Annotated in this window: 22 protein-coding genes and 1 other RNA gene; 13 read left to right on the top strand and 10 right to left on the bottom strand. The window is 57.7% G+C overall.

The genetic code is table 11. The features are described 5' to 3' along the window. The first annotated feature begins 39 nt into the window (after nucleotides 1-39). Together argO and ACOTY5_RS11450 are read left to right on the top strand one after the other, a co-directional pair. On the top strand, nucleotides 40-675 hold the full coding sequence (gene argO, locus ACOTY5_RS11455; protein WP_003860085.1) for an arginine exporter ArgO: 636 nt from the start codon (nucleotides 40-42) through the stop codon (nucleotides 673-675). Between the two features lie 92 nt (nucleotides 676-767). Then, nucleotides 768-1,490 (top strand): oxidative stress defense protein, encoded by a 723-nt coding sequence (locus ACOTY5_RS11450; protein ID WP_032654935.1) that lies wholly within the window; start codon nucleotides 768-770, stop codon nucleotides 1,488-1,490. Nucleotides 1,491-1,532: 42 nt separating this feature from the next. Here ACOTY5_RS11450 and argP read toward each other — a convergent pair whose 3' ends face one another. Beyond that, the gene (argP, locus tag ACOTY5_RS11445; RefSeq protein ID WP_003860089.1) at nucleotides 1,533-2,426 is read right to left on the bottom strand and encodes a DNA-binding transcriptional regulator ArgP; all 894 of its coding nucleotides are present in this window, start codon (nucleotides 2,424-2,426) and stop codon (nucleotides 1,533-1,535) included. A gap of 127 nt (nucleotides 2,427-2,553) precedes the next feature. On the opposite strand from argP, the gene rpiA reads away from it, so the two are divergent. Both rpiA and serA read left to right on the top strand, forming a co-directional pair. Next, the gene (gene rpiA / locus ACOTY5_RS11440; RefSeq protein WP_003860091.1) at nucleotides 2,554-3,213 is read left to right on the top strand and encodes a ribose-5-phosphate isomerase RpiA; all 660 of its coding nucleotides are present in this window, start codon (nucleotides 2,554-2,556) and stop codon (nucleotides 3,211-3,213) included. A gap of 266 nt (nucleotides 3,214-3,479) precedes the next feature. Continuing rightward, the gene (gene serA / locus ACOTY5_RS11435; protein WP_015571805.1) at nucleotides 3,480-4,712 is read left to right on the top strand and encodes a phosphoglycerate dehydrogenase; all 1,233 of its coding nucleotides are present in this window, start codon (nucleotides 3,480-3,482) and stop codon (nucleotides 4,710-4,712) included. 107 nt (nucleotides 4,713-4,819) lie between these two features. On the opposite strand, the gene ACOTY5_RS11430 is transcribed toward serA, so the two are convergent. From ACOTY5_RS11430 to zapA, 3 genes are all read right to left on the bottom strand, one after another. Then, nucleotides 4,820-5,416 (bottom strand): 5-formyltetrahydrofolate cyclo-ligase, encoded by a 597-nt coding sequence (locus tag ACOTY5_RS11430; RefSeq protein ID WP_032102944.1) that lies wholly within the window; start codon nucleotides 5,414-5,416, stop codon nucleotides 4,820-4,822. A gap of 24 nt (nucleotides 5,417-5,440) precedes the next feature. Beyond that, nucleotides 5,441-5,624, bottom strand: a non-coding RNA gene (ssrS, locus tag ACOTY5_RS11425) — 6S RNA. 41 nt (nucleotides 5,625-5,665) lie between these two features. Further along, nucleotides 5,666-5,995, bottom strand: a complete 330-nt coding sequence (zapA, locus tag ACOTY5_RS11420; RefSeq protein ID WP_003860096.1) for a cell division protein ZapA — start codon at nucleotides 5,993-5,995, stop codon at nucleotides 5,666-5,668. A gap of 167 nt (nucleotides 5,996-6,162) precedes the next feature. Between zapA and ACOTY5_RS11415 the strand changes: the two genes are divergently transcribed. The 8 genes from ACOTY5_RS11415 (at nucleotide 6,163) to ACOTY5_RS11380 (ending at nucleotide 16,196) form a co-directional block, all read left to right on the top strand. Further along, entirely contained in the window at nucleotides 6,163-6,741 is a 579-nt protein-coding gene (locus tag ACOTY5_RS11415; RefSeq protein ID WP_003860099.1) for a YecA family protein, read from the top strand. Nucleotides 6,742-6,772: 31 nt separating this feature from the next. Continuing rightward, nucleotides 6,773-8,086 (top strand): Xaa-Pro aminopeptidase, encoded by a 1,314-nt coding sequence (gene pepP / locus ACOTY5_RS11410; protein ID WP_086626100.1) that lies wholly within the window; start codon nucleotides 6,773-6,775, stop codon nucleotides 8,084-8,086. Further along, nucleotides 8,083-9,261, top strand: coding sequence for a 2-octaprenyl-6-methoxyphenyl hydroxylase (gene ubiH / locus ACOTY5_RS11405; RefSeq protein WP_045141939.1), 1,179 nt, complete (start codon nucleotides 8,083-8,085; stop codon nucleotides 9,259-9,261). The genes pepP and ubiH overlap by 4 nt, the downstream gene beginning before the upstream one ends. 12 nt (nucleotides 9,262-9,273) lie before the next feature. Further along, entirely contained in the window at nucleotides 9,274-10,476 is a 1,203-nt protein-coding gene (gene ubiI / locus ACOTY5_RS11400) for an FAD-dependent 2-octaprenylphenol hydroxylase (protein ID WP_017382899.1), read from the top strand. Nucleotides 10,477-10,873: 397 nt separating this feature from the next. Then, nucleotides 10,874-11,968: a glycine cleavage system aminomethyltransferase GcvT gene (gcvT, locus tag ACOTY5_RS11395; RefSeq protein WP_023304391.1), complete on the top strand. Its 1,095-nt coding sequence runs from the start codon at nucleotides 10,874-10,876 to the stop codon at nucleotides 11,966-11,968. Nucleotides 11,969-11,991: 23 nt separating this feature from the next. After that, complete coding sequence (gcvH, locus tag ACOTY5_RS11390) at nucleotides 11,992-12,381, top strand: glycine cleavage system protein GcvH (RefSeq protein WP_006811885.1); 390 nt, start codon at nucleotides 11,992-11,994, stop codon at nucleotides 12,379-12,381. 127 nt (nucleotides 12,382-12,508) lie between these two features. Then, entirely contained in the window at nucleotides 12,509-15,382 is a 2,874-nt protein-coding gene (gene gcvP / locus ACOTY5_RS11385; RefSeq protein ID WP_045141940.1) for an aminomethyl-transferring glycine dehydrogenase, read from the top strand. Nucleotides 15,383-15,452: 70 nt separating this feature from the next. After that, the gene (locus tag ACOTY5_RS11380) at nucleotides 15,453-16,196 is read left to right on the top strand and encodes an SDR family oxidoreductase (RefSeq protein ID WP_045141941.1); all 744 of its coding nucleotides are present in this window, start codon (nucleotides 15,453-15,455) and stop codon (nucleotides 16,194-16,196) included. 2 nt (nucleotides 16,197-16,198) lie between these two features. Here the strand turns inward: ACOTY5_RS11380 and ACOTY5_RS11375 are convergent, their stop codons facing one another. The 6 genes from ACOTY5_RS11375 to ACOTY5_RS11350 form a co-directional block, all read right to left on the bottom strand. Further along, nucleotides 16,199-16,699 (bottom strand): protein disulfide oxidoreductase, encoded by a 501-nt coding sequence (locus tag ACOTY5_RS11375; RefSeq protein WP_045141942.1) that lies wholly within the window; start codon nucleotides 16,697-16,699, stop codon nucleotides 16,199-16,201. Next, a complete protein-coding gene (locus ACOTY5_RS11370; protein WP_045141943.1) occupies nucleotides 16,689-17,291 on the bottom strand; it encodes a DsbA family protein in 603 nt (200 codons plus the stop codon). The genes ACOTY5_RS11375 and ACOTY5_RS11370 overlap by 11 nt, the downstream gene beginning before the upstream one ends. 1 nt (nucleotide 17,292) lies before the next feature. Continuing rightward, entirely contained in the window at nucleotides 17,293-19,302 is a 2,010-nt protein-coding gene (locus tag ACOTY5_RS11365; RefSeq protein WP_045141944.1) for a protein-disulfide reductase DsbD family protein, read from the bottom strand. 48 nt (nucleotides 19,303-19,350) lie between these two features. Beyond that, nucleotides 19,351-19,710, bottom strand: a complete 360-nt coding sequence (locus ACOTY5_RS11360) for a hypothetical protein (RefSeq protein WP_003863427.1) — start codon at nucleotides 19,708-19,710, stop codon at nucleotides 19,351-19,353. 124 nt (nucleotides 19,711-19,834) lie between these two features. Continuing rightward, nucleotides 19,835-21,268: a 6-phospho-beta-glucosidase BglA gene (gene bglA, locus ACOTY5_RS11355; protein WP_017382891.1), complete on the bottom strand. Its 1,434-nt coding sequence runs from the start codon at nucleotides 21,266-21,268 to the stop codon at nucleotides 19,835-19,837. A 116-nt stretch (nucleotides 21,269-21,384) separates the two neighbouring features. Continuing rightward, nucleotides 21,385-22,116, bottom strand: coding sequence for a MurR/RpiR family transcriptional regulator (locus tag ACOTY5_RS11350; RefSeq protein WP_015571796.1), 732 nt, complete (start codon nucleotides 22,114-22,116; stop codon nucleotides 21,385-21,387). 266 nt (nucleotides 22,117-22,382) lie between these two features. On the opposite strand from ACOTY5_RS11350, the gene trhA reads away from it, so the two are divergent. Further along, nucleotides 22,383-23,042 (top strand): PAQR family membrane homeostasis protein TrhA, encoded by a 660-nt coding sequence (trhA, locus tag ACOTY5_RS11345; RefSeq protein WP_003863433.1) that lies wholly within the window; start codon nucleotides 22,383-22,385, stop codon nucleotides 23,040-23,042. Nucleotides 23,043-23,050: the final 8 nt, after the last annotated feature.

The raw sequence follows: 23,050 nt of genomic DNA, 5'->3' as shown, positions 1-23,050 counted from the left end.
TATAGTCTGCCTCCAGGACAACTCTGCGAGAATTACGTCATGTTATCTTATTATTTTCAAGGGCTTGCATTAGGTGCGGCCATGATCCTTCCCCTTGGTCCACAAAATGCGTTTGTGATGAACCAGGGCATTCGCCGTCAGTATCATCTGATGATTGCCCTGCTGTGCGCGGTGAGCGATTTGCTACTGATTTGCGCCGGGATTTTTGGCGGCAGCGCCTTGCTGATGCAGTCGCCGTGGCTGCTGGCGCTGGTTACCTGGGGCGGCGTAGCGTTTCTGCTGTGGTACGGGTTTGGCGCCCTGAAAACGGCCATGAGCAGCAATCTTGAGCTGGCGAGCGCCGAAGTGATGAAGCAGGGGCGCTGGAAGATTATCGTCACCATGCTCGCCGTGACGTGGCTTAACCCGCACGTTTATCTTGATACGTTCGTGGTGCTCGGCAGCCTGGGTGGACAGCTGGACGTTGAGCCCAAGCGCTGGTTTGCGCTCGGTACGGTCAGCGCCTCCTTCCTCTGGTTCTTTGGTCTTGCGATCCTGGCGGCATGGCTGGCGCCACGTCTGCGCACCGCTAAAGCGCAGCGCATTATCAATACCCTGGTTGGGCTGGTGATGTGGTTTATTGCCTTCCAGCTGGCGAAAGAGGGGATTCATCACGTACAGGGACTGTTCAACTAAGCGTTGTCTTATGGACATCTGAACAAGACCCGCTAAGCTTGCTGGCATGAGCCCTGTTAACAGGGCACTCTTCGCAACATGGAGGAATGACAGTGAAGTTTAAGGTGATGGCCCTGGCGGCATTAGTAAGTTTAGGTACGGTGTCGGTGCAGGCGAATGAACTGCCAAACGGCCCGCACATTGTCACTTCAGGCACGGCAAGCGTGGATGCGGTACCGGATGTTGCAACCCTGGCAATTGAAGTGAACGTGGCGGCGAAAGATGCTGCTTCCGCCAAGAAACAGGCAGACGATCGTGTTGCGCAATACCTCTCTTTCCTGGAACAGAACGGTGTCGCGAAAAAAGACATCAGCTCTGCGAACCTGCGTACCCAACCGGATTACGACTACCAGAACGGCAAAAGCATCCTGAAAGGCTATCGCGCCGTGCGTACTGTGGAAGTGACTGTACGCCAGCTTGATAAGCTCAACGGATTGCTGGATGGTGCGCTGAAGGCTGGGCTGAACGAAATTCGTTCCGTCTCGCTGGGCGTTGCGCAACCGGAGAAATATAAAGACGAAGCGCGTAAAGCGGCGATTGATGATGCCATTCATCAGGCGCAGCAGCTGGCATCCGGATTCAAGACCAAGCTCGGTCCGGTTTACAGCGTGCGCTACCACGTTTCAAACTACCAGCCAAGCCCGATGGTGCGGATGATGAAGGCGGACGCCGCGCCGGTTTCTGCTCAGGAAACCTATGAGCAGCCAACCATTCAGTTCGACGATCAGGTTGATGTGGTGTTCCAGCTGGAGCCGACTGAAAAGCCCGCTCAGTAACCCGTAGGCCGGGTAAGGCGAAGCCGCCACCCGGCTAGTTTTTCAATCCTGTCTTAACACCTTATGCCCAAACGCCAGCAGCGCGTCGGTGACGTTGCGCATCATGCGGCTTTCCGGGGCAAAACGGTGCCAGTACAGCATCCGGCGCTGATACAGCCCCGGGGTTAAATCAATCAGCTCACCGCTTTTCAACTCTTTCTCAATCTGCAAATGCGGGATCATGCAGCAGGTGGTTCCCTGACGCGCGAGCTGTACGAAGGCTTCGGACGAGTTAACGATATGACACGGTACGCTGCCCGGCGGCAGATCGAAGTTTTGTTGCAGGAAGGCCTGATGCATATCGTCCAGATGGTCGAAAGCGACGGCAGGCGCTTTCAGCAGCGCGGCGCGGGTCACACCGTTCGGGAAGTAACGCTCGGCAAAGGCTTTTGAACCGACAAACAGGTAATCCAGCGCGCCCAGCTGATCCACCAGACAGCTTGGCAGCGCCTGAGGCTGAATACTGACCGCCCCAACCACTTCGCCACGGCGCAGGCGCTCCTGGGTGCGGGTCTCGTCTTCAACCTGGAGATTCAGGCGGATAGGGGAGTCGGCCAGCACCGGCGCAAGGGCCGGCAGCAGCCACGTTGCCAGACTGTCGGCGTTCACCGCCAGCGACAGCAGCAGCGGCGTGGAGCCGGTCTGTTCATCGCCCAGCCACTCATCTTCCAGCAGTTCAACCTGCCGCAGCAGGGCGAGGAGCTTTTGTCCTTGCTCCGTCGGACGCGGCGGTACGGTACGCACCAGCAGCGGCTGCCCGAACATGTTTTCAAGCTGTTTGATACGCTGTGATACGGCGGACTGGGTGATGCACAGCTTTTGCGCCGCGCGCTCAAAACCGCGTTCACGAATAACTGCATCAAGTGCCTGTAGTGTTCTGTAGTCCGGACGTTTCATTGCTCTGGCTGACTCCTTAATTTTGCTTAATCTGCACTATGACACAATTTTCCCTTCGTGGCAGACGAAATCCATTCGACGTGTTCTATAATGCGCCCTGAGTTTTCACACCACAGGCAAAACGATCATGACGCAGGATGAACTGAAAAAAGCAGTAGGATGGGCCGCTCTCCAGTACGTACAGCCGGGTACCATTGTCGGTGTTGGTACGGGGTCGACGGCGGCGCACTTTATCGATGCGCTGGGCACGATGAAGGGGCAGATCGAGGGCGCGGTTTCCAGCTCCGATGCTTCCACGGAAAAGCTGAAAAGTCTCGGCATCACCGTTTTCGACCTTAACGAAGTGGACCGTCTGGGCATTTACGTTGATGGCGCGGATGAAATCAACGGCCATATGCAGATGATCAAAGGCGGCGGCGCGGCGCTGACGCGCGAGAAGATCATCGCTTCCGTGGCGGATAAGTTCATCTGCATCGCGGACGCCTCCAAGCAGGTCGACATTCTGGGGAATTTCCCGCTGCCGGTCGAAGTGATCCCGATGGCGCGCAGCGCCGTGGCACGTCAACTGGTGAAGCTGGGTGGTCGTCCGGAATACCGTCAGGGTGTGGTGACCGACAACGGCAACGTGATCCTCGATGTTCACGGCCTTGAGATCCTCGATGCCATTGCGCTGGAAAATGCGATCAACGGCATTCCAGGCGTCGTTACCGTAGGGTTATTTGCCAACCGTGGCGCGGATGTGGCGCTGATCGGCACGGCTGACGGTGTAAAAACCATCGTAAAATGATCTGACGGGGGGAACGCTCCCCCCGCTAAAAAATTTTTGAAAAGCTAAATTCGGTGACTTGTGTCACGTTTTTCCGCCTCTTTTGCCGATCCTGCCGCGTTCGTAATTTTCCGCAGCATTTTCCTCTGCCATTTTGCTCTGTATGACTTTTCTTCAGAGTGCCGACGCAAACGTTCATATTGCTGCAATAGTTTTTTTTGATATGTTGGCTGCACGGGATTTATATCCAGCACAACATCAGTTCAGATAAAAACAGGGTCGGGTAAATGGCAAAGGTATCACTGGAGAAAGACAAGATTAAATTCCTGCTGGTTGAAGGCGTGCACCAGAAAGCGCTCGATAGCCTTCGCGCAGCAGGCTACACCAACATCGAATTTCACAAAGGCGCGCTGGACACTGAAGAGCTGAAAGCGTCCATCCGTGATGCCCATTTCATTGGCCTGCGATCCCGTACCCAACTGACTGAAGACGTTATTGCTGCGGCGGAAAAGCTGGTGGCGATTGGCTGTTTCTGCATCGGCACCAATCAGGTTGATCTGAATGCCGCCGCAAAACGTGGTATCCCGGTCTTTAACGCGCCGTTCTCTAACACCCGTTCCGTGGCGGAGCTGGTGATTGGCGAGCTGCTGCTGCTCCTTCGCGGCATTCCGGAAGCTAACGCCAAAGCGCACCGCGGCGTGTGGAATAAGCTGGCTGCGGGCTCCTACGAAGCGCGTGGTAAAAAGCTCGGGATTATCGGTTACGGCCACATCGGTACGCAGCTCGGTATTCTGGCGGAATCCCTCGGCATGCACGTGTTTTTCTACGATATCGAAAGCAAGCTGCCGCTGGGTAACGCGACGCAGGTGCAGCATCTTTCAGACCTGCTGAACATGAGCGACGTGGTCAGCCTGCACGTGCCGGAAAATGCGTCCACCAAAAACATGATGGGGGCGGAAGAGCTGGCGCTGATGAAGCCGGGCGCTCTGCTGATCAACGCCGCGCGCGGCACTGTGGTTGACATTCCTGCGCTGTGCGATGCGCTGAAGCGTAAGCATCTGGCGGGTGCGGCGATTGACGTATTCCCGACGGAACCGGCCACCAACAGCGATCCGTTCACTTCTCCGTTGTGCGAGTTCGACAACGTGATCCTGACGCCGCACATCGGCGGTTCTACTCAGGAAGCGCAGGAAAATATCGGCCTGGAAGTGGCGGGTAAACTGAGCAAATATTCCGACAACGGTTCAACGCTCTCTGCGGTGAACTTCCCGGAGGTGTCTCTGCCGCTGCACGGTGGGCGTCGTCTGCTGCACATCCACGAAAACCGTCCTGGCGTGCTGACCGCCATCAACCAGATTTTTGCTGAGCAGGGTGTTAACATTGCCGCGCAGTATCTGCAAACTAACTCGCAGATGGGTTATGTGGTGATTGATATCGAAGCGGATGAAGACATCGCCGAGAAAGCATTGCAGAGCATGAAGGCCATTCCGGGGACGATTCGCGCGCGCCTGTTGTACTGATGGTGCGAGGTAAATGCAAAACGGTAACGATAGTTACCGTTTTTTATGTTTTCACCCTCTCCCTGTGGGAGAGGGCTGGGGTGAGGGCATCTGGCCGCACGCTTGGTTCACCACTCCCACAACTTCGATGGCGTCACCACCGCCGGCAACGGCACATCCCATTTCTCTACGGGTAATGCCTCCACGCCCTGGCAATCATGCGCATACCCCACCGGCTGCAACCCGTACTGCTGCCAGTTTTGCAGCGTCCTGTCGTAGAACCCCCCGCCCATGCCTAACCGCTGGCCCTGCTCGTCAAACGCCACCAGCGGCGTAATCAGCACATCCAGCCCGGAAAGCGGGAGCACGTCGCGCACGTCGAGTTTGGGTTCGGTGATTTTCAGACGATTCACCACCAGCTCGCTGTGCGGATGGTAGTGCAGAAACAGCAGATTGCCCGGGCTAAAAGGATGCAGAACCGGCAGATAAACTTTTTTCCCGGCGCGCCAGAGCTGGTCGATAAGCGGTTGGGTATCCAGCTCACCATCAAACGAGAGAAACAGGGCGACGGTGTTTGCCATCACCACAGGCGGATAGGCCATCATGCGGGCGGCGGCCTGCTGAGCAAACTGTGCCTGTTGCTCGGCGCTTAGGGCGCGACGACGCTGGCGAATAAGCTGACGGATGTCCTGGCGTGAAGCAGAAACTTCAGGGAGTTGAGTCATGGTAGTCGGTAGAAGAAAAGAGAGGGAATCTCCGAGATGCCGCCGCAGGCTGTAACCCTTGAACCCTTGGTTCAAGGTGAATGTGTCGTCATAGTTTTAAGGCTTCTCGGACGAACCGAGCATGCTCACCAACCATGGAGCGCCACATTCTTGTGGTATGAAATATCGGCTCAGGGGACTGGCCCGCTTGCGAACATCTCAGAGAAATTTTGTCTTCACAGTTACTCTACCATAGTCAACTGAGAAGTGTTATTCAAACTTTGGTCCCGGTCTTTCGGGACTGCGACCTTGATCAAGCAATGCCTGTTCTATGGTCTGCTGGAGCATTTTAATGCGCTGCTCCATGCTTGCCGCGTAATCGCGGGTCTTCGCTTTTTCCTGAGTCAGTTCATAGCTGATGTTCAACGCGGCGATGAAAACCAGCTGCTCAGTATTTGTGACTCTAGTGCGTTCTTTTAGATCTTGCAACCGCTGATTCAAATCGTCCGCAGCCTGATTCAAGGCATCCCTTTGTTCAGGCGGACAATTCACTCGCAGTGAACGGCCAAAAATCTGGAGATCGACGGGTTGTGCAGACATGCCACCTTCCTGCTGATTGACTGCGCTGCCTTCGCATACTGCCCCGGGGGCTGCGAAGGGGCGACACTATAGCTACCCTGATGTGAAGATACAAGCCCTTTTCTGGTATCACCAGGGTCCAAAGTGGTAGCATATCATGAATATCCTCCCTTTGATGACGAATGCGTATGTCTATACAGAACGAAATGCCTGGTTACAAGGATTTAAACCAGTTACTGAACCAGCAGGGAGTCGGTCTGACCCCTGCCGAAATGCACGGTCTGATCAGCGGCATACTGTGCGGCGGAAACAGCGACAGCTCATGGCAGCCGCTGATCCACGACCTCACCAACGAAGGGCTGGCGTTTGGCCACGAACTGGCGGAAGCGCTGCGTAAAATGCACGCCGCAACCAGCGATTCCCTGGAAGACGATGGCTTTCTTTTTCAGCTTTATCTGCCTGAAGGCGACGATGTCAGCGTCTTCGATCGCGCTGATGCGCTCGCGGGTTGGGTAAACCACTATCTTCTTGGCCTGGGCGTAACCCAGCCTAAACTGGATAAAGTGACCGGCGAAGCGGGTGAAGCGATCGACGATCTGCGCAACATCGCCCAGCTCGGCTACGATGAAGACGAAGACCAGGAAGAGCTGGAGATGTCTCTCGAAGAGATTATCGAGTACGTACGCGTGGCGTCTCTGCTGTGCCACGACAACTTTACGCGCTCGCAGCCGACCGCGCCGGAAGTTCGCAAGCCAACATTACACTAAGAAAAATAACGCACAGGAGGGTGTCATGGTTATCTCCAGTCAAGAGTATTCTCGCCGTCGTCAGGCGCTGCTGGCAAAAATGCAGCCGGGAAGCGCTGCCCTGATTTTCGCCGCGCCGGAAGTGACGCGCAGCGCCGACAGCGAATACCCCTATCGCCAGAGCAGTGATTTCTGGTACTTCACCGGGTTTAACGAGCCGGAAGCGGTACTGGTGCTGATTAAAAGCAATGACACCCACAACCACAGCGTGATTTTTAACCGCGTGCGCGATCTGACCGCGGAAATCTGGTTTGGTCGCCGCTTAGGGCAGGAGGCGGCGCCAGAAAAACTGGGTGTGGACCGCGCGCTGGCCTACAGCGAAATCAACCAGCAGCTCTACCAACTGCTGAACGGTCTGGACGTGCTCTATCACGCGCAGGGCGAATACGCGTATGCGGATGACATTGTTTTCACCGCGCTGGATAAGCTGCGTAAAGGCTCACGTCAGAATTTGTCTGCACCCGCCACCCTGACGGACTGGCGACCGATGGTGCATGAGATGCGCCTGTTCAAGTCTGAAGAAGAGCTGAACGTGATGCGCCGCGCGGGCGAAATCAGCGCCCTGGCGCATACCCGCGCCATGGAAAAGTGCCGTCCCGGTATGTTCGAGTACCAGCTTGAAGGCGAAATTCACCATGAATTTAACCGTCACGGCGCGCGCTTCCCGTCCTATAACACCATCGTAGGCGGCGGTGAAAACGGCTGCATTCTGCACTACACCGAAAACGAAAGTGAACTGCGCGACGGCGATCTGGTGCTGATTGACGCCGGCTGTGAATATCAGGGTTACGCGGGCGACATCACCCGTACCTTCCCGGTGAACGGTAAATTCACCACCGCGCAGCGTGAAATCTATGACATCGTGCTTGAGTCTCTGGAGACCGCGCTGACGCTGTTCCGCCCTGGCACCTCCATTCAGGAGGTTACGGGCGAGGTGGTACGCATCATGATTACCGGGCTGGTGAAGCTCGGCATTCTGAAAGGCGATGTGGACACCCTTATAACCGAAAACGCCCATCGTCCGTACTTTATGCACGGCCTGAGCCACTGGCTGGGGCTGGATGTGCATGACGTCGGGGCATACGGTCCGGAACGTTCGCGCGTGCTGGAGCCTGGCATGGTGCTGACCGTTGAGCCGGGGCTGTACATCGCGCCGGATGCCGACGTGCCGGAACAGTACCGCGGGATCGGCATTCGTATTGAAGATGATATCGTCATCACCGAAACCGGTAACGAAAACCTGACCGCGACCGTGGTTAAAAAAGCCGACGACATCGAGGCGCTGATGGCGGCGGCACGCGGATGAGCGTAATCATCGTTGGCGGAGGCATGACCGGCGCTACTCTGGCGCTGGCTATTTCGCAGTTAACCCAGGGCCAGCTTCCGGTGCATCTCGTCGAGGCGGTCGCGCCGCAGGCGGCCGATCATCCCGGTTTCGACGCCCGCGCTATCGCGCTGGCGCAGGGAACCTGTCAGCAGCTTGCGCGTATTGGGATCTGGCAGGCGATAGCGGATTGCGCGACGGCGATCGGCACCGTTCACGTCAGCGATCGCGGGCATGCCGGGTTTGTGACGCTGGATGCCCACGATTACCGGATCGAGGCGCTGGGGCAGGTTGTCGAGCTACATGACGTAGGGCTGCGGCTGTTCCGTCTGTTACAGGACGCGCCTGGCGTCACGCTGCACTGTCCGGCGCGCGTCGCCAGCTTCAGCCGCTGTGACGAGGCCGTCAGCGTGACGCTGGACAACGGCACCACGCTGGAGGGGCAACTGCTGGTGGCGGCAGATGGTTCACGCTCCGCGATCGCCACGCAGTGCGGCGTCGAATGGCGCTCTGAACCCTATGGGCAGGCGGCGGTCATCGCTAACGTCTCCACGGCTGGCGCGCATAACGGCAGGGCATTTGAGCGCTTCACGGAGCACGGCCCGCTGGCCATGCTGCCGATGTCGAACGGGCGCTGCTCGCTGGTATGGTGCCATGCGCAGGGTCGGGCCGATGAGGTTCTCTCCTGGTCCGACGAACGTTTTTGTTCCGAGCTGCAAAAGGCCTTCGGCTGGCGGCTTGGGCGCATCACCCACGCCGGAAAACGCGTGGCCTATCCGCTCGCGCTGACGACCGCATCGCAGACTGTCTCCCATCGCGTCGCCCTGGTCGGCAACGCCGCGCAGACGCTGCACCCCATCGCCGGGCAAGGCTTCAACCTTGGCCTCCGTGACGTAATGAGTCTGGCAGAGCTCCTGGCCCGGACGTGGAGCGAACAACAGGATTGTGGCGCATACTCAGTGCTGAGCCATTACCAGAAACGACGCCAGGCGGACAAAGCGGCGACCATTGGCGTCACCGACGGTTTAGTCCACCTGTTTGCCAATCGCTGGGCACCGCTGGTTGCGGGTCGCAACCTTGGGCTGATGGCGATGGAACTGTTCATTCCGGCACGTGACGTGCTGGCGCAGCGGACCCTGGGTTGGGTCGCGCGTTAAGGAGTATTGACCGTGCAAAATGTTGATGTCGCCATTGTGGGCGGCGGAATGGTAGGACTGGCGCTGGCCTGTGGTTTACAGGGCAGCGGCCTGCGCGTGGCCGTGCTTGAGCAAAAAGCGCCGCAGCCTGTGGCGCAGGATGCACCGCCGGAGCTGCGCGTCTCGGCGATCAATGCCGCCAGCGAAAAGCTACTGACGCACCTTGGCGTCTGGTCTGAAATCGTGGCGCTGCGTGCCAGCTGTTACCATGGCATGGAAGTGTGGGATAAAGACAGCTTCGGCCATATCGCGTTTGACGATGAAAGCATGGGTTACAGCCACCTTGGACACATCGTTGAAAACGCGGTGATCCACCACGCGCTGTGGCAGAAAGCACAGCAGTGCAGCGACGTCACGCTGATCGCACCGGCGAAACTCCAGCAGGTGGCGTGGGGCGAAAACGACGCGTTTATCACTCTTGAAAGTGGCGACATGCTGACCGCGCGTCTGGTGGTGGGTGCCGACGGCGCCAATTCCTGGCTGCGTAACAAAGCGGATATTCCGCTGACCTTCTGGGATTACCGCCATCACGCGTTAGTGGCCACAATCCGCACCGAAGAGCCGCACGGCGGCGTGGCGCGCCAGATTTTCCATAATGACGGCATTCTGGCCTTCCTGCCGCTTGCCGATCCGCATCTCTGCTCCATCGTCTGGTCCTTAGAGCCGGAGAAAGCGCAGCAGATGCAGGAGGCGACGCCGGATGCCTTCAGCCAGGCGCTATGCGTGGCGTTTGATAACCGTCTGGGTCTGTGCACGCTTGAAAGCGAACGCCAGACGTTTCCGTTAACCGGTCGCTACGCGCGTCAGTTTGCCGCGCACCGTCTGGCGCTGGTGGGGGATGCGGCGCATACCATTCATCCGCTGGCCGGGCAGGGGGTGAACCTCGGCTTTATGGACGCGGCTGAGCTGGTTGAAGAGCTGCGTCGCCTGCATCGGGAAGGCAAAGATATTGGTCAGCATCTGTATCTGCGTCGCTACGAGCGCAGCCGCAAACACAGTGCGGCGATGATGCTGGCGGGTATGCAGGGCTTCCGCGAGCTGTTTGCCGGAGCGAATCCGGCGAAAAAACTGCTGCGCGATATTGGCCTCAAGCTGGCCGACACCCTTCCCGGCGTAAAACCGCAGCTTCTTCGTCAGGCAATGGGCCTCAACGATCTTCCCGACTGGTTACGTTAATCTCGATCCCCGTCACACTTTATTTTCCCGGCCTCCGCGCCGGGGAAATTTCCTCGTTTGAAATAATCTAATTTCACGTCATTTTTCGCATTAGAAAATCTAATCTTACTATTTTTATGTTACGGAAATTCGGCCCGTTTTTCCGCACGAAATATCACCATCTGCTAAATTCTGTTAGATCATTGTTAATTTTATGCGGGTTTAATCGCATTTTCCCAGTGAATAACTCTGTAGGCTTTTCAGCGATTTTTGGTCATAAGCTAATGTGATGACCCGTTTTACCTTATGGTTAACCGCCGGTTTCGGTGGTAAGTTCAGGTAAAAGAGAACGTTTGCGTCGGCCCCCGATCGCGAGGCCGACACCGGGTTTCACGGTGAATTTTTCAACGAGGAAAAGATGGCTCAACAGACTCCTTTGTACGAACAGCACGTGTTGTGCGGCGCCCGCATGGTGGACTTCCACGGCTGGATGATGCCGCTGCACTACGGCTCGCAGATTGATGAGCACCACGCGGTGCGCACCGATGCCGGTATGTTCGACGTGTCTCATATGACGATTGTCGACCTGCGCGGTAGCCGCACCCGGGAGTTTTTGCGTTATCTGCTGGCAAATGACGTCGCCAAACTGAAGACGCCGGGCAAAGCGCTCTATACCGGCATGCTGAATGCCTCGGGCGGCGTGATTGATGACCTTATCGTCTATTACTTCACTGAAGATTTCTTCCGCCTCGTTGTAAACTCCGCCACCCGCGAAAAAGACCTCTCCTGGATCACCCAACACGCCGAACCTTATGCCATCGACATCACCGTCCGTGACGATCTGTCACTGATCGCCGTGCAGGGGCCGAACGCGCAGGCGAAAGCCGCGTCTCTGTTCAGCGACGAGCAGCGCAAAGCCACCGAAGGCATGAAGCCGTTCTTCGGCGTGCAGGCGGGCGATCTGTTTATCGCCACCACCGGCTACACCGGTGAAGCGGGCTACGAAATTGCCATGCCAAACGATAAGGCCGCTGATTTCTGGCGTGCGCTGGTGGAGGCGGGCGTGAAGCCTGCGGGCCTGGGCGCGCGCGATACGCTGCGTCTGGAAGCGGGGATGAACCTCTACGGTCAGGAGATGGACGAAGGCGTCTCTCCGCTGGCGGCCAACATGGGCTGGACCATCGCGTGGGAACCGGCTGACCGTGATTTTATTGGTCGTGAAGCGCTGGAGATGCAGCGCGAGAAGGGCACTGAACAGCTGGTTGGCCTGGTGATGAAAGAAAAAGGCGTGCTGCGCGGCGAGCTGCCGGTGCGCTTCACCGATGCCGATGGCAATCATCGCGAAGGCGTGATCACCAGCGGAACGTTCTCCCCGACGCTCGGCTACAGTATTGCCCTGGCACGCGTGCCGGCGGGGATTGGCGAAACGGCGGTGGTGCAGATCCGCAACCGCGAAATGCCGGTCAACGTGACCAAACCGATTTTTGTTCGCGCCGGTAAGCCGGTCGCCTAACTATTTTTATCAGGAGAACTTCAATGAGCAATGTGCCAGCAGAACTGAAATACAGCAAAGAACACGAGTGGCTGCGCAAAGAGGCGGACGGCACTTACACCGTTGGGATCACCGAGCACGCGCAGGAGCTGCTGGGCGACATGGTGTTTGTTGACCTGCCGGAAGTGGGCGCAACCGTGAGCGCAGGCGACGACTGTGCGGTGGCGGAATCCGTTAAAGCGGCCTCTGACATCTACGCCCCGGTGAGCGGTGAAATTGTTGCCGTGAACGACGCGCTGAGCGACTCCCCGGAGCTGGTCAACAGCGAACCGTATGAAGGCGGCTGGATCTTCAAGATCAAAGCCAGCGACGAAGCGCAGGTTGCCGCGCTGCTGGATGCGACCGCGTACGAAGCACTACTGGAAGACGAATAACGTTGTGCCGGATGGCGCTGCGCTTATCCGGCCTACAGGTCAACGTAGGCCCGGTAAGCGTTAGCGCCACCGGGCAACAGCGTTACAGATAACTACGATTCACTGCACGTTTCAGGAACCATCGCTCATGACACAGACTTTAAGCCAGCTTGAAAACCGTGGCGCCTTCATTGAACGTCACATTGGGCCGGATGCTCAGCAACAGCAGGAGATGCTGAAGACAGTTGGCGCGGATTCATTAAACGCACTGATCGGCCAGATCGTGCCAAAAGACATCCAGCTTGCCACGCCGCCGCAGGTAGGCGAGTCCACGACGGAGTTCGCCGCGCTGGCGGAGCTGAAGGCCATCGCCGGCCTTAACAAGCGCTATAAGTCTTACATTGGCATGGGCTACACCAACGTGCAGTTACCGCCCGTGATCCTGCGTAACATGCTGGAAAACCCGGGCTGGTATACCGCTTATACCCCGTATCAGCCAGAAGTCTCCCAGGGCCGTCTGGAAGCGCTGCTGAACTTCCAGCAGGTGACGCTGGATCTGACCGGTATGGATATCGCCTCTGCCTCGCTGCTGGATGAAGCGACCGCCGCCGCCGAAGCGATGGCGATGGCGAAGCGCGTGAGCAAGCTGAAAAACGCCAACCGCTTCTTCGTGGCGGCGGACGTGCATCCCCAGACGCTGGACGTGGTGCGCACCCGTGCGGAAACCTTCGGCTTTGAGGTGATTGTCGACGACGCTGAAAAAGTGCTGGATCACCAGGACGTCTTCGGCGTGCTGTTGCAGCAGGTGGGCACCACCGGGGAAGTGCACGACTACGGCGCACTGATCGCCGAGCTGAAATCCCGTAAGGTTATTGTTAGCGTCGCCGCTGATATTATGGCGCTGGTGCTGCTGACGGCGCCAGGCAAACAGGGCGCGGATATTGTCTTCGGCTCAGCCCAGCGTTTCGGCGTGCCGATGGGCTACGGCGGCCCGCACGCGGCGTTCTTTGGCGCGAAAGATGAATTTAAACGTTCCATGCCAGGCCGTATTATCGGCGTATCGAAAGATGCCGCCGGTAACACCGCGCTGCGCATGGCGATGCAGACCCGCGAGCAGCATATCCGCCGCGAGAAAGCGAACTCCAACATCTGTACCTCGCAGGTGCTGCTGGCTAACATTGCCAGCCTGTACGCGGTGTTCCACGGTCCGGCTGGCCTGAAACGTATTGCCAGCCGCATCCACCGTCTGGCCGATATCCTGGCCTGCGGTCTGCAACAGAAAGGTCTCAGACTGCGTCATGAACACTATTTCGATACCCTGTGCGTCGAGGTGGCAGACAAAGCGGCCGTGCTGGCGCGCGCCGAGGCAGCGCAAATCAACCTGCGCAGCGACATTCACAATGCGGTCGGCATTACGCTGGACGAAAGCACCACCCGTGACGATATCCTGACCCTGTTCAACGTATTGCTGGGTGAAGCACACGGTCTGGACGTTGATACGCTCGACAAAGAGGTTGCGCTCGACAGCCGCTCCATTCAGGAAAGCATGCTGCGCGACGACGCGATCCTGACTCACCCGGTGTTCAACCGCTATCACAGCGAAACCGAGATGATGCGTTACATGCACTCTCTGGAACGTAAAGATCTGGCGCTGAACCAGGCGATGATCCCGCTGGGCTCCTGCACCATGAAGCTGAACGCCGCGGCTGAGATGATCCCAATTACCTGGCCTGAATTCTCTGAGCTGCACCCGTTCTGCCCGGCTGAGCAGGCGGAAGGTTATCACATGATGATCAACCAGCTCTCCGACTGGCTGGTGAAGCTGACCGGGTACGACGCGCTCTGCATGCAGCCGAACTCCGGTGCGCAGGGTGAATACGCTGGTCTGCTGGCGATCCGTCACTATCACGAAAGCCGCAATGAAGGCCACCGTGATATCTGCCTGATCCCAAGCTCTGCCCACGGTACCAACCCGGCTTCTGCCCAGATGGCAGGAATGGAAGTGGTGGTTGTGGCGTGCGACAAAAACGGCAACATCGATCTGGCCGACCTGCGTGCCAAAGCCGAGCAGGCGGGCGACAAACTCTCCTGCATCATGGTGACCTACCCATCCACCCACGGCGTGTACGAAGAAACTATCCGTGAAGTGTGTGATGTGGTGCATCAGTTCGGTGGCCAGGTTTACCTCGACGGCGCAAACATGAACGCCCAGGTGGGCATCACCTCTCCGGGCTTTATTGGCGCGGATGTGTCGCACCTGAACCTGCATAAAACGTTCTGCATTCCGCACGGCGGTGGCGGCCCGGGCATGGGTCCTATCGGCGTGAAGGCGCACCTGGCGCCGTTTGTCCCAGGCCACAGCGTGGTGCAGATCGAAGGCATGCTGACCCGTCAGGGCGCGGTCTCCGCGGCACCGTTCGGCAGCGCCTCTATCCTGCCAATCAGCTGGATGTACATCCGCATGATGGGCGCGGAAGGGCTGAAGCAGGCCAGCCAGGTGGCGATCCTCAACGCCAACTACATCGCAACGCGTCTGAAGGACGCCTATCCGGTGCTCTATACCGGTCGCGACGGTCGCGTGGCGCACGAATGCATCCTCGATATTCGTCCTCTGAAAGAAGAGACGGGCATCAGCGAGCTGGATATCGCCAAGCGTCTGATCGACTACGGCTTCCACGCGCCAACCATGTCGTTCCCGGTAGCGGGTACGCTGATGGTTGAGCCGACCGAATCTGAAAGCAAGGTGGAGCTGGATCGCTTTATCGACGCCATGCTGGCGATCCGCAGCGAAATCGACCGCGTGAAAGGCGCGGAGTGGACGCTGGAAGATAACCCGCTGGTGAACGCGCCGCATACACAGAACGAACTGGTGGCAGAGTGGAACCACGGTTATACCCGCGAGCTGGCTGTCTTCCCGGCAGGTGTGGCAAACAAATACTGGCCAACCGTGAAACGTCTTGATGATGTTTACGGCGACCGTAACCTGTTCTGCTCCTGCGTACCGATGAGCGAATATCAGTAACGTTGTTCCTGTAGTAACGTAGGCCGGGTAAGGCGAAGCCGCTACCCGGCTTTTTTATTGGGAGAAAAGAATGGCAATTGCACTGGTCACCGGCGCCAGCCGGGGTATTGGTAAAGCCACCGCGCTACAGCTGGCAAGCGAAGGCTACACCGTTGTGGTGAATTTTCATCACAACATCAAAGCCGCGACGGACGTCATTAATCAGATCGTGGACGCGGGCGGTAAAGCCTTTGCCGTACGCGCGGACATCAGCGATGAAGCGCAGGTGATGGCGATGTTCGACAGCATCGATCGCGAAGGTGAGCCGCTCGCCGCGCTGGTGAACAACGCCGGAATTTTGTTTGAACAATCCACCATCGAAAACCTCTCCGCTGAACGTATTAACCGCGTGCTGGCTACCAACGTCACCGGCTATTTTCTCTGCTGCCGTGAAGCGGTTAAGCGCATGTCGCATAAACACGGCGGCAAGGGCGGCGCGATTGTCAATGTCTCCTCGGCGGCCTCCCGGCTGGGCGCGCCGGGGGAATATGTGGATTATGCCGCCTCAAAAGGGGCGGTGGATTCCCTGACTACCGGCCTCGCGCTGGAGGTGGCGGCGCAGGGCATTCGCGTTAACGGCGTGCGGCCAGGCCTGATTTATACCGATATTCACGCCTCCGGCGGCGAGCCGGGGCGTGTGGATCGGGTGAAGTCGATGTTACCGATGCAGCGTGGCGGTCAGCCGGAGGAGGTCGCCCAGGCCATTGTCTGGCTGCTGAGCGACAAAGCCTCCTATGTCACCGGTAGCTTCCTGGAGCTGGCTGGCGGGAAGTAACGCTACGACGCCAGCCACAGCCGCAGGCGCATTCCCCAGCCGCTGGTCCAGCCGGTGGTGATCGACTTCACTTCACCGTGAGAGATCACCACCAGCGTTGGCGTAACCTTAACGTCCCACTCACGCGCCAGTTCTCCGCTGGCGTCGTTGACCGTGGGCATCGTCGCCTTCTTCTTCCTCATCCAGGTTTCGAGCGTCGCGTTATCGCCCGAGCGCAGCGCAACCGATATCACGTTACCCCCGTCCGCGGCAAGCGCCGCCACCGACGGCGTGGTGTAGCGGCAGACGCCGCACCATGTCGCCCAGACGTAGACCAGCAGCGGTCGCTCCTTACTCATGGCGATAAGATCGACGGGCTGACCGTCGAGGGTGTGCAGTGCCGTCGCGGAGAAATTCTGCGGCAGCGCGGGCTGGCGGAAATAGTCCACCGCCAGGCTCACGGCAACGCCAATCAGCAGCCACACGCCCAGCTCGCGCAGCAGGCGCGGAAGCTTACTTGCCACGGGCGTTTGCCAGCTGTTCTTTGACCAGCCCCTCCAGGTCGTCATACGGAATTGCGCCCGCCACCATCTGGTCGCCGATAATGGTCGCCGGGGTACCCTGAATATTCAGCACCTGCGCCAGGATGAGGTTCATCTTTAGGCTGTCCATGGTTTTATCATCCGTTTTAATGCTGTCCGTTCCGGTCTTTACCTTCGCGGCGGCGATGCTGGCGTCATCGTGATAGCCCTTTTTCATCATCAGCCGCTGGTGCAGCGCCCAGAATTTATCCGGCGCCTGCTGCCACGTTGAGAGTGCCGCTTTCGCGGCATTTACCGAGCTTTGTCCCTTGAACGGCAGCAGTTTGACGATGAGCTGCACGTCGGGATTTTCCTGCACGATTTTCTCAAGCATTGGGTCGAACTGCTTGCAATACGGGCAGTTGTAGTCAGTGAAGGAGACGATGGTCAGCTTCGGCGATGTCGCGCCGGTTCGCGGGCTGTTGGGGTCGTTAAACAGCAGTTTTGCCAGCTGGTCGCTGGAAGCGTCATCAGAAGGTGCGGCGAAACCGAACGTTGATAACGACAGCAGAAGTAAGGCAACGAAGGCTCTCATGTTATTTTCCTTTTGCATCGGACAGGGTGCTCAGCACCGCTTCGCGGCTTAACAACGCAGGCAGCACGTGGCCCTGCGGTAATCCCGGTCCGTAGATCTGGTTAAACGGCACGGCGGCGCTGCCGCGCGTGGTTAAGAACTGGCTGATGGTATCTGAGGGGCGGCTCCAGTCGCCGCGCAGGGCGACAACGTCCGGGGCGGAGAGCGCATCCTGCACGTCGTCGCGTAGCAGCACGTTGTATTTATTGGCTTTACAGGTCACGCACCAGTCGGCGGTCACGTCGACGAACACCCGTTTGTTCTCCGCCAGCGCGCGGGCAATGGCCTGCTCGCTGAGCGGCTGCCAGTGAATACGATCGCGGCGGGAACCCTCGCCGCCGGAACCGGATACAAACGCGACCGCCCCGGCCACCACTACAGCTAATACCCCGGCGCGCAGTGCCGTTTGCCAGCGGTAGCGCCAGGCGGTGACCAGCAGCAGCGTAAGGATCAGGAACACGCCCAGCGTGATGACGGGCAGGCTGCCAATGTGCACCGTCAACAGGCTCAGCAGCCACAGCGATGAGCCGAGCATCATCATTCCCAGCACTACGCGTACGACGTTCATCCAGCGTCCCGGACGCGGCAACCGCTGGGCCAGCCCCGGCCAGGCCGCCACCAGCAGCCACGGCAGGCTCATGCCGATACCCATCGCCAGGAAGATCCCCCACAGCAGGGGAAGCGGTGCCGCCAGCGCGACCGAGACCGCCGTACCCAGGAACGGCGCGGTGCAGGGTGTCGCCAGCAGCGTGGCAAACGCGCCTTGCCAGAAATGACCCGCAAGCCCGTTGCCGCCGCGCGTGGCGAGGAAGGTGCTGGCGCCGGAAGGGAGACGGATTTCAAACAACCCCAGCAGGCTGGCGCTGAAAAGCACCATCACCAGCGCCATCGCGCCAATAAACCACGGATTCTGGAACTGGATCCCCCAGCCGAGCGCCTGATTGCCTAAGCGTAAAACCGTCATCATCAGCGCCAGCGCGAGGAACGAGATCACGATCCCGGCTACCGACGCAAGAAACTGTCGGCGTACCTGACTCCGCGCCTGCCGTTCGGTTTGCATCAGCGTGCCCAGCTTCATGGCCAGCACGGGCAGTACGCAGGGCATGACGTTAAGGATCAGACCGCCCGCCAGCGCCATCAGCAGCACCCAGCCTAACGAGAGCGTCGGCGCGGCGTTCCCCGGCTGAATGCTCAGGCTGGACTCCTGCGCCTGCCCGCTATCGGCCAGAACCAGCGACAGGGTTTTGCCGCTGAGGTTGGGCGCGGCCTCGCCCCAGCTGTCCGTCACGGGCACGGTGGCGACCAGCGAGTCACCGCGCACGGTGAGGGCCGGTTTGCCGAAATCAACATCATCCATACCGTCGATAAACAGGGACGGCGCCTGCCAGCCTGCGTCACGCTGCGCCGTTACGGTCAGCTTGCCGGGGGCATAGGTGGCGTTAAGCGTTGAGGTCAACCCGCCGCTGAGCGGAAGGGTGCCCATGGCCCGACTGAAATCGTAATCAAAACCGGCGCCTGCGGATGCGGTCATGTTCAGCGAAAACGGGTAGTCGGTAAGAATACAGACGTTGCTACAGGTGGAGAGCGTCAGTACGCCGCTCAGGATCTTCGGGACGTCGCCCCGCAGAGTGATGGGAAAGCTGACATCGCCGTGGTAGCCCTGCGTGGTGATGCCCGCGACGTCGAAACGCTGCGGCACAGGCCAGCGCCAGATCGCCTCGACGGGCTGATGCCATTTAATCGCGGGTGCGACGCCGCCTTCGCCCGGCGAGCGCCAGTAGGTTTTCCAGCCTTTTTGCAGGGCGACGTCCAGCAGCAGGCGGGTTTCGCCAGTGCTTTCGGGTTGCGCACGCAGCCTGACGCTGGCGTGCTGATTATCGGCGGCGCGCAGCCAGCCGCTGTCGGCAGCCTGGCTGAGGGGCAGCCATAGCCAAAGCAGGCAGACCAGCAGTCGCCTGAATACAGTAAACATAAATTTTCTCCGTAAATAATGAATTAACCTGAAGTAACAGGCGAAGGCTCATTCACGGAAGACGCATAATCGCAGATGCACCCTTAACCGGGGCGGGGAGATAACGCGGGGAGGCCACTGCCGTTCGCGGCGCGGTGGACTGGCTGCCAGCAACGCCAGCAGCAGGGTGACGGCAATCAGGGCGCCTTCAAACAAAACAGGCGGGACCGACATCAGCGACTTGGCGCTAAGCTCACACGGGGTTACCGGTGCGTCGGTACTCTCCTGCCCCTGCTGGACAGACTGGCTCGTGGCGGTGACGTTCATGACAAGCGCGTGCATCCCGGCCATCCGCTGGGCGGTGCATATCAGCACCACCAGGCAGGCCAGGGCTACAAGCAGGATAGCGTTGCGTTGTCGCTTGATCATGTTCGCCTCAAATATTCAGGACGCCTATATTATCGGGCGAACATATTTTGGCAACGCAAAAGCTGTAAAGAAGTGTCTGGAAGATAAGCGGTTTGCCCTCTCCGCTTGCAGAGAGGGCGAGCCATTACAGCGTTTCGCCGTTGCTGGCAATGACGGTTTTATACCACTCAAAGCTCTTCTTACGGGAGCGGGACATGTCACCGGTACCGTCGTCGTGCTTGTTGACGTAGATAAAGCCGTAGCGCTTACTGTACTGGCCGGTGGTGAAGGAGACGCAGTCGATGCAGCCCCACGGCGTGTAGCCCATCAGATCCACGCCATCCCAGGTCACCGCCTTCATCATCTCTTCCACGTGGGCGCGCAGGTAGTCGATGCGATAGTCATCGTTGATACTGCCGTCCTCTTCCACGGTGTCGTAGGCCCCGAAACCATTTTCCACGATAAACAGCGGCTTCTGATAACGTTCGTACAGTTCACACAGCGAATAGCGCAGGCCTACCGGATCAATCTGCCAGCCCCAGTCGGACGCCTTGACGTGTGGGTTCGGCACGCTGCCCTCGAAGCCGGAAATGGCGTCACCGGTACCGCCTTCCGCTTTGACCGCGTTGGTCATGTAGTAGCTGAAACCTAAGTAATCGCAGGTGCCTTCACGCAGGATCTGCTCGTCGCCCGCTTCCATTTTGATGGAGAAGCCACGGCGCTCCCACTCGTTCAGCACGTAAGACGGGTAGTAGCCGCGCAGCTGTACGTCGGTAAAGACGTAGCGCTCGCGCATGGATTCCTGAGCGAACATGACATCTTCTGGCTTGCAGGAGTATGGATAGAGCGCCACCATCGCCAGCATGCAGCCGACTTTCATTTCCGGGTTAATGCGGCGTGCGGCTTTCACCGCCAGCGCGCTGGCCACGAACTGGTGGTGCAGCACCTGGTACATGGTCTCTTCCGGGTTGTCGTGCTCGGTATAGACCACGCCAGAGCAGCAGTAGCCGAACAGCGGCGCACGCCAGTTGCGCTGGTTGTTGATTTCGTTGAAGGTCATCCAGTATTTGACCTTATTTTTGTAGCGCTCAAATACCACTTCCGAGAAGCGCACAAAGAAATCGACCACTTTACGGTTGGTCCATCCGCCATATTCCTGAACGAGGTGCAGCGGCATTTCAAAGTGGGAGAGGGTGATAACCGGCTCGATGTTGTACTTCAGCAGTTCATCGAACATGTCGTCGTAAAACTTCAGCCCCTCTTCGTTTGGCTGAGTTTCGTCGCCTTTCGGGAAGATGCGCGTCCAGGCGATGGAGGTACGGAAACATTTGAAGCCCATCTCGGCAAACAGCCTGATGTCTTCTTTGTAATGGCCGTAGAAGTCGACGGCTTCGTGGTTCGGGTAATATTTGCCTTCAATCACTTCCTGCGTGATTTCTCGCGGAACGCCGTGTGCGCCGCCGGTGAGCACGTCGCAGATGCTTGGCCCTTTGCCGCCTTTGTTCCAGCCGCCTTCAACCTGGTGCGCCGCTACCGCGCCGCCCCATAAAAAATCTTTCGGTAAGGTGAGTTTTTTCATCTTTGCTATTCTCAATTCAGGACTTATTGATTTCGAGTCTAGCAAAGCGGAATTAAATGTCACGATATAACATTTTGCGGAAATTGTAATTTGTCACATCAAAAAAACAGGATGTTTTATTCTGTTAATTTCTTCGCCAGTTTCCGGCCTAATGATTCCAGAATATAGATGACGGGAATTTGCGTGGTGATATCGTAAACGCCGCCAATGCGCGTTTGCGGGACATGCCAGGAGAGGTTAAAGTCCGCCAGCTTTGCGAGACGTGAATGTTCGTGGCTGGTGACTGAGAGCACCTTGCAGTGGTGCAGGCTGAACTGGCTGGCGAAGCGCAGGATCTCCTCGGTTTCGCCGGAGACGGAGAGTACAATAGCCAGCGCATTTTTAGCCATATCGTTAGTGACCGGGAAATAAGGATCGTCGATATGGTTGCTGAATTTCCCGATATTTGAAAAGAAACGTGCGCCATATTTTGCCAGCGATCCGGAGGTGCCCGCACCGACAAAAATAATTCGTTCAGATGATAAAATAATATCGACGGCGTTATCTAATAGCGCATCAAACTCTTCGTTATTTACGCTTTTAAAGAAGCTGATGATTTCACTGGCACCAAAATTCGCCTGCTGCGGCTCGTTCTGCTCCAGATAGAGTTTAAAGCGCACCCGAAATTCCGAGTAGCCATCGCAGTTAAGCTTGCGGCAGAAGCGCAGGATGGTAGTAGTGGAAACGCCCGCCGCATCCGCCAGCTCGCGGATGGTCATGTACATCACTTTATCGCGGTTCTTAATGACATAGTTGTAGACCATCATTTCCAGATTGTTGAGGCTGGCAATGGCGGAATGGCTGAACATACTCACAATGGCTAAACTCGCTGTCGGACACTATTCCTGAAGCATACCATGATGACGAAGGGCGGGAGACGGATTTATCTCCTTGATTACTTAGATGTTAATGAAATCATTTACACCTGTGCGGTGGATTGTTTTTACATTTTGCTGATTTATAAGAATAAATCTTGAGTGTGGATTTATTTTAGCTAACAGGTGTTCACTGGAATCATTCTCAGTTAGCATAGACTGGCGATGAATAATCATCTTTTGTTTTCCCGGAGTTAAGTATGGTGAGCAGACCATTAATCGCACAGGGATATTCGCTGGCTGAGGAAGTAGCCAACAGTATAAGCCACGGCATTGGCCTGGTTTTTGGGATTGTCGGCTTAGTGTTATTGCTGGTACAGGCAGTGGATACCAACGCCAGCGCGATGGCCATTACCAGCTACAGTCTGTATGGCGGGAGTATGATCCTGCTTTTCCTGGCCTCAACGCTGTATCACGCTATTCCGCATCAACGGGCGAAGATATGGCTCAAGAAATTTGACCACTGCGCTATCTATCTTCTTATTGCGGGTACCTATACGCCGTTTTTGCTGGTGGGGCTCAACTCACCGCTGTCGCGTGGCCTGATGATTGTGATCTGGAGCCTGGCGCTGCTGGGGATCCTGTTTAAGCTGACTATTGCGCACCGGTTTAAAGTGTTGTCGCTGGTTACCTATCTGACAATGGGCTGGCTGTCGCTGATTGTGGTGTATCAGTTAGCTATTAAGCTGGCGGTGGGGGGCGTGACGCTTCTGGCGGTGGGCGGGGTGGTCTACTCGCTGGGCGTGATTTTCTACGTCTGCAAGCGTATTCCGTACAACCATGCCATCTGGCACGGCTTTGTGCTGGGCGGCAGCGTGTGCCACTTCCTGGCAATTTATCTGTATGTTGGGCAGGTGTAGTTTTTTTG

This window comes from Enterobacter cloacae complex sp. SHL018 (genome assembly GCF_049237905.1).
In the GTDB taxonomy this organism is placed as follows: domain Bacteria; phylum Pseudomonadota; class Gammaproteobacteria; order Enterobacterales; family Enterobacteriaceae; genus Enterobacter; species Enterobacter hormaechei_C.
This window is presented reverse-complemented; position numbering and strand designations above follow the sequence as displayed.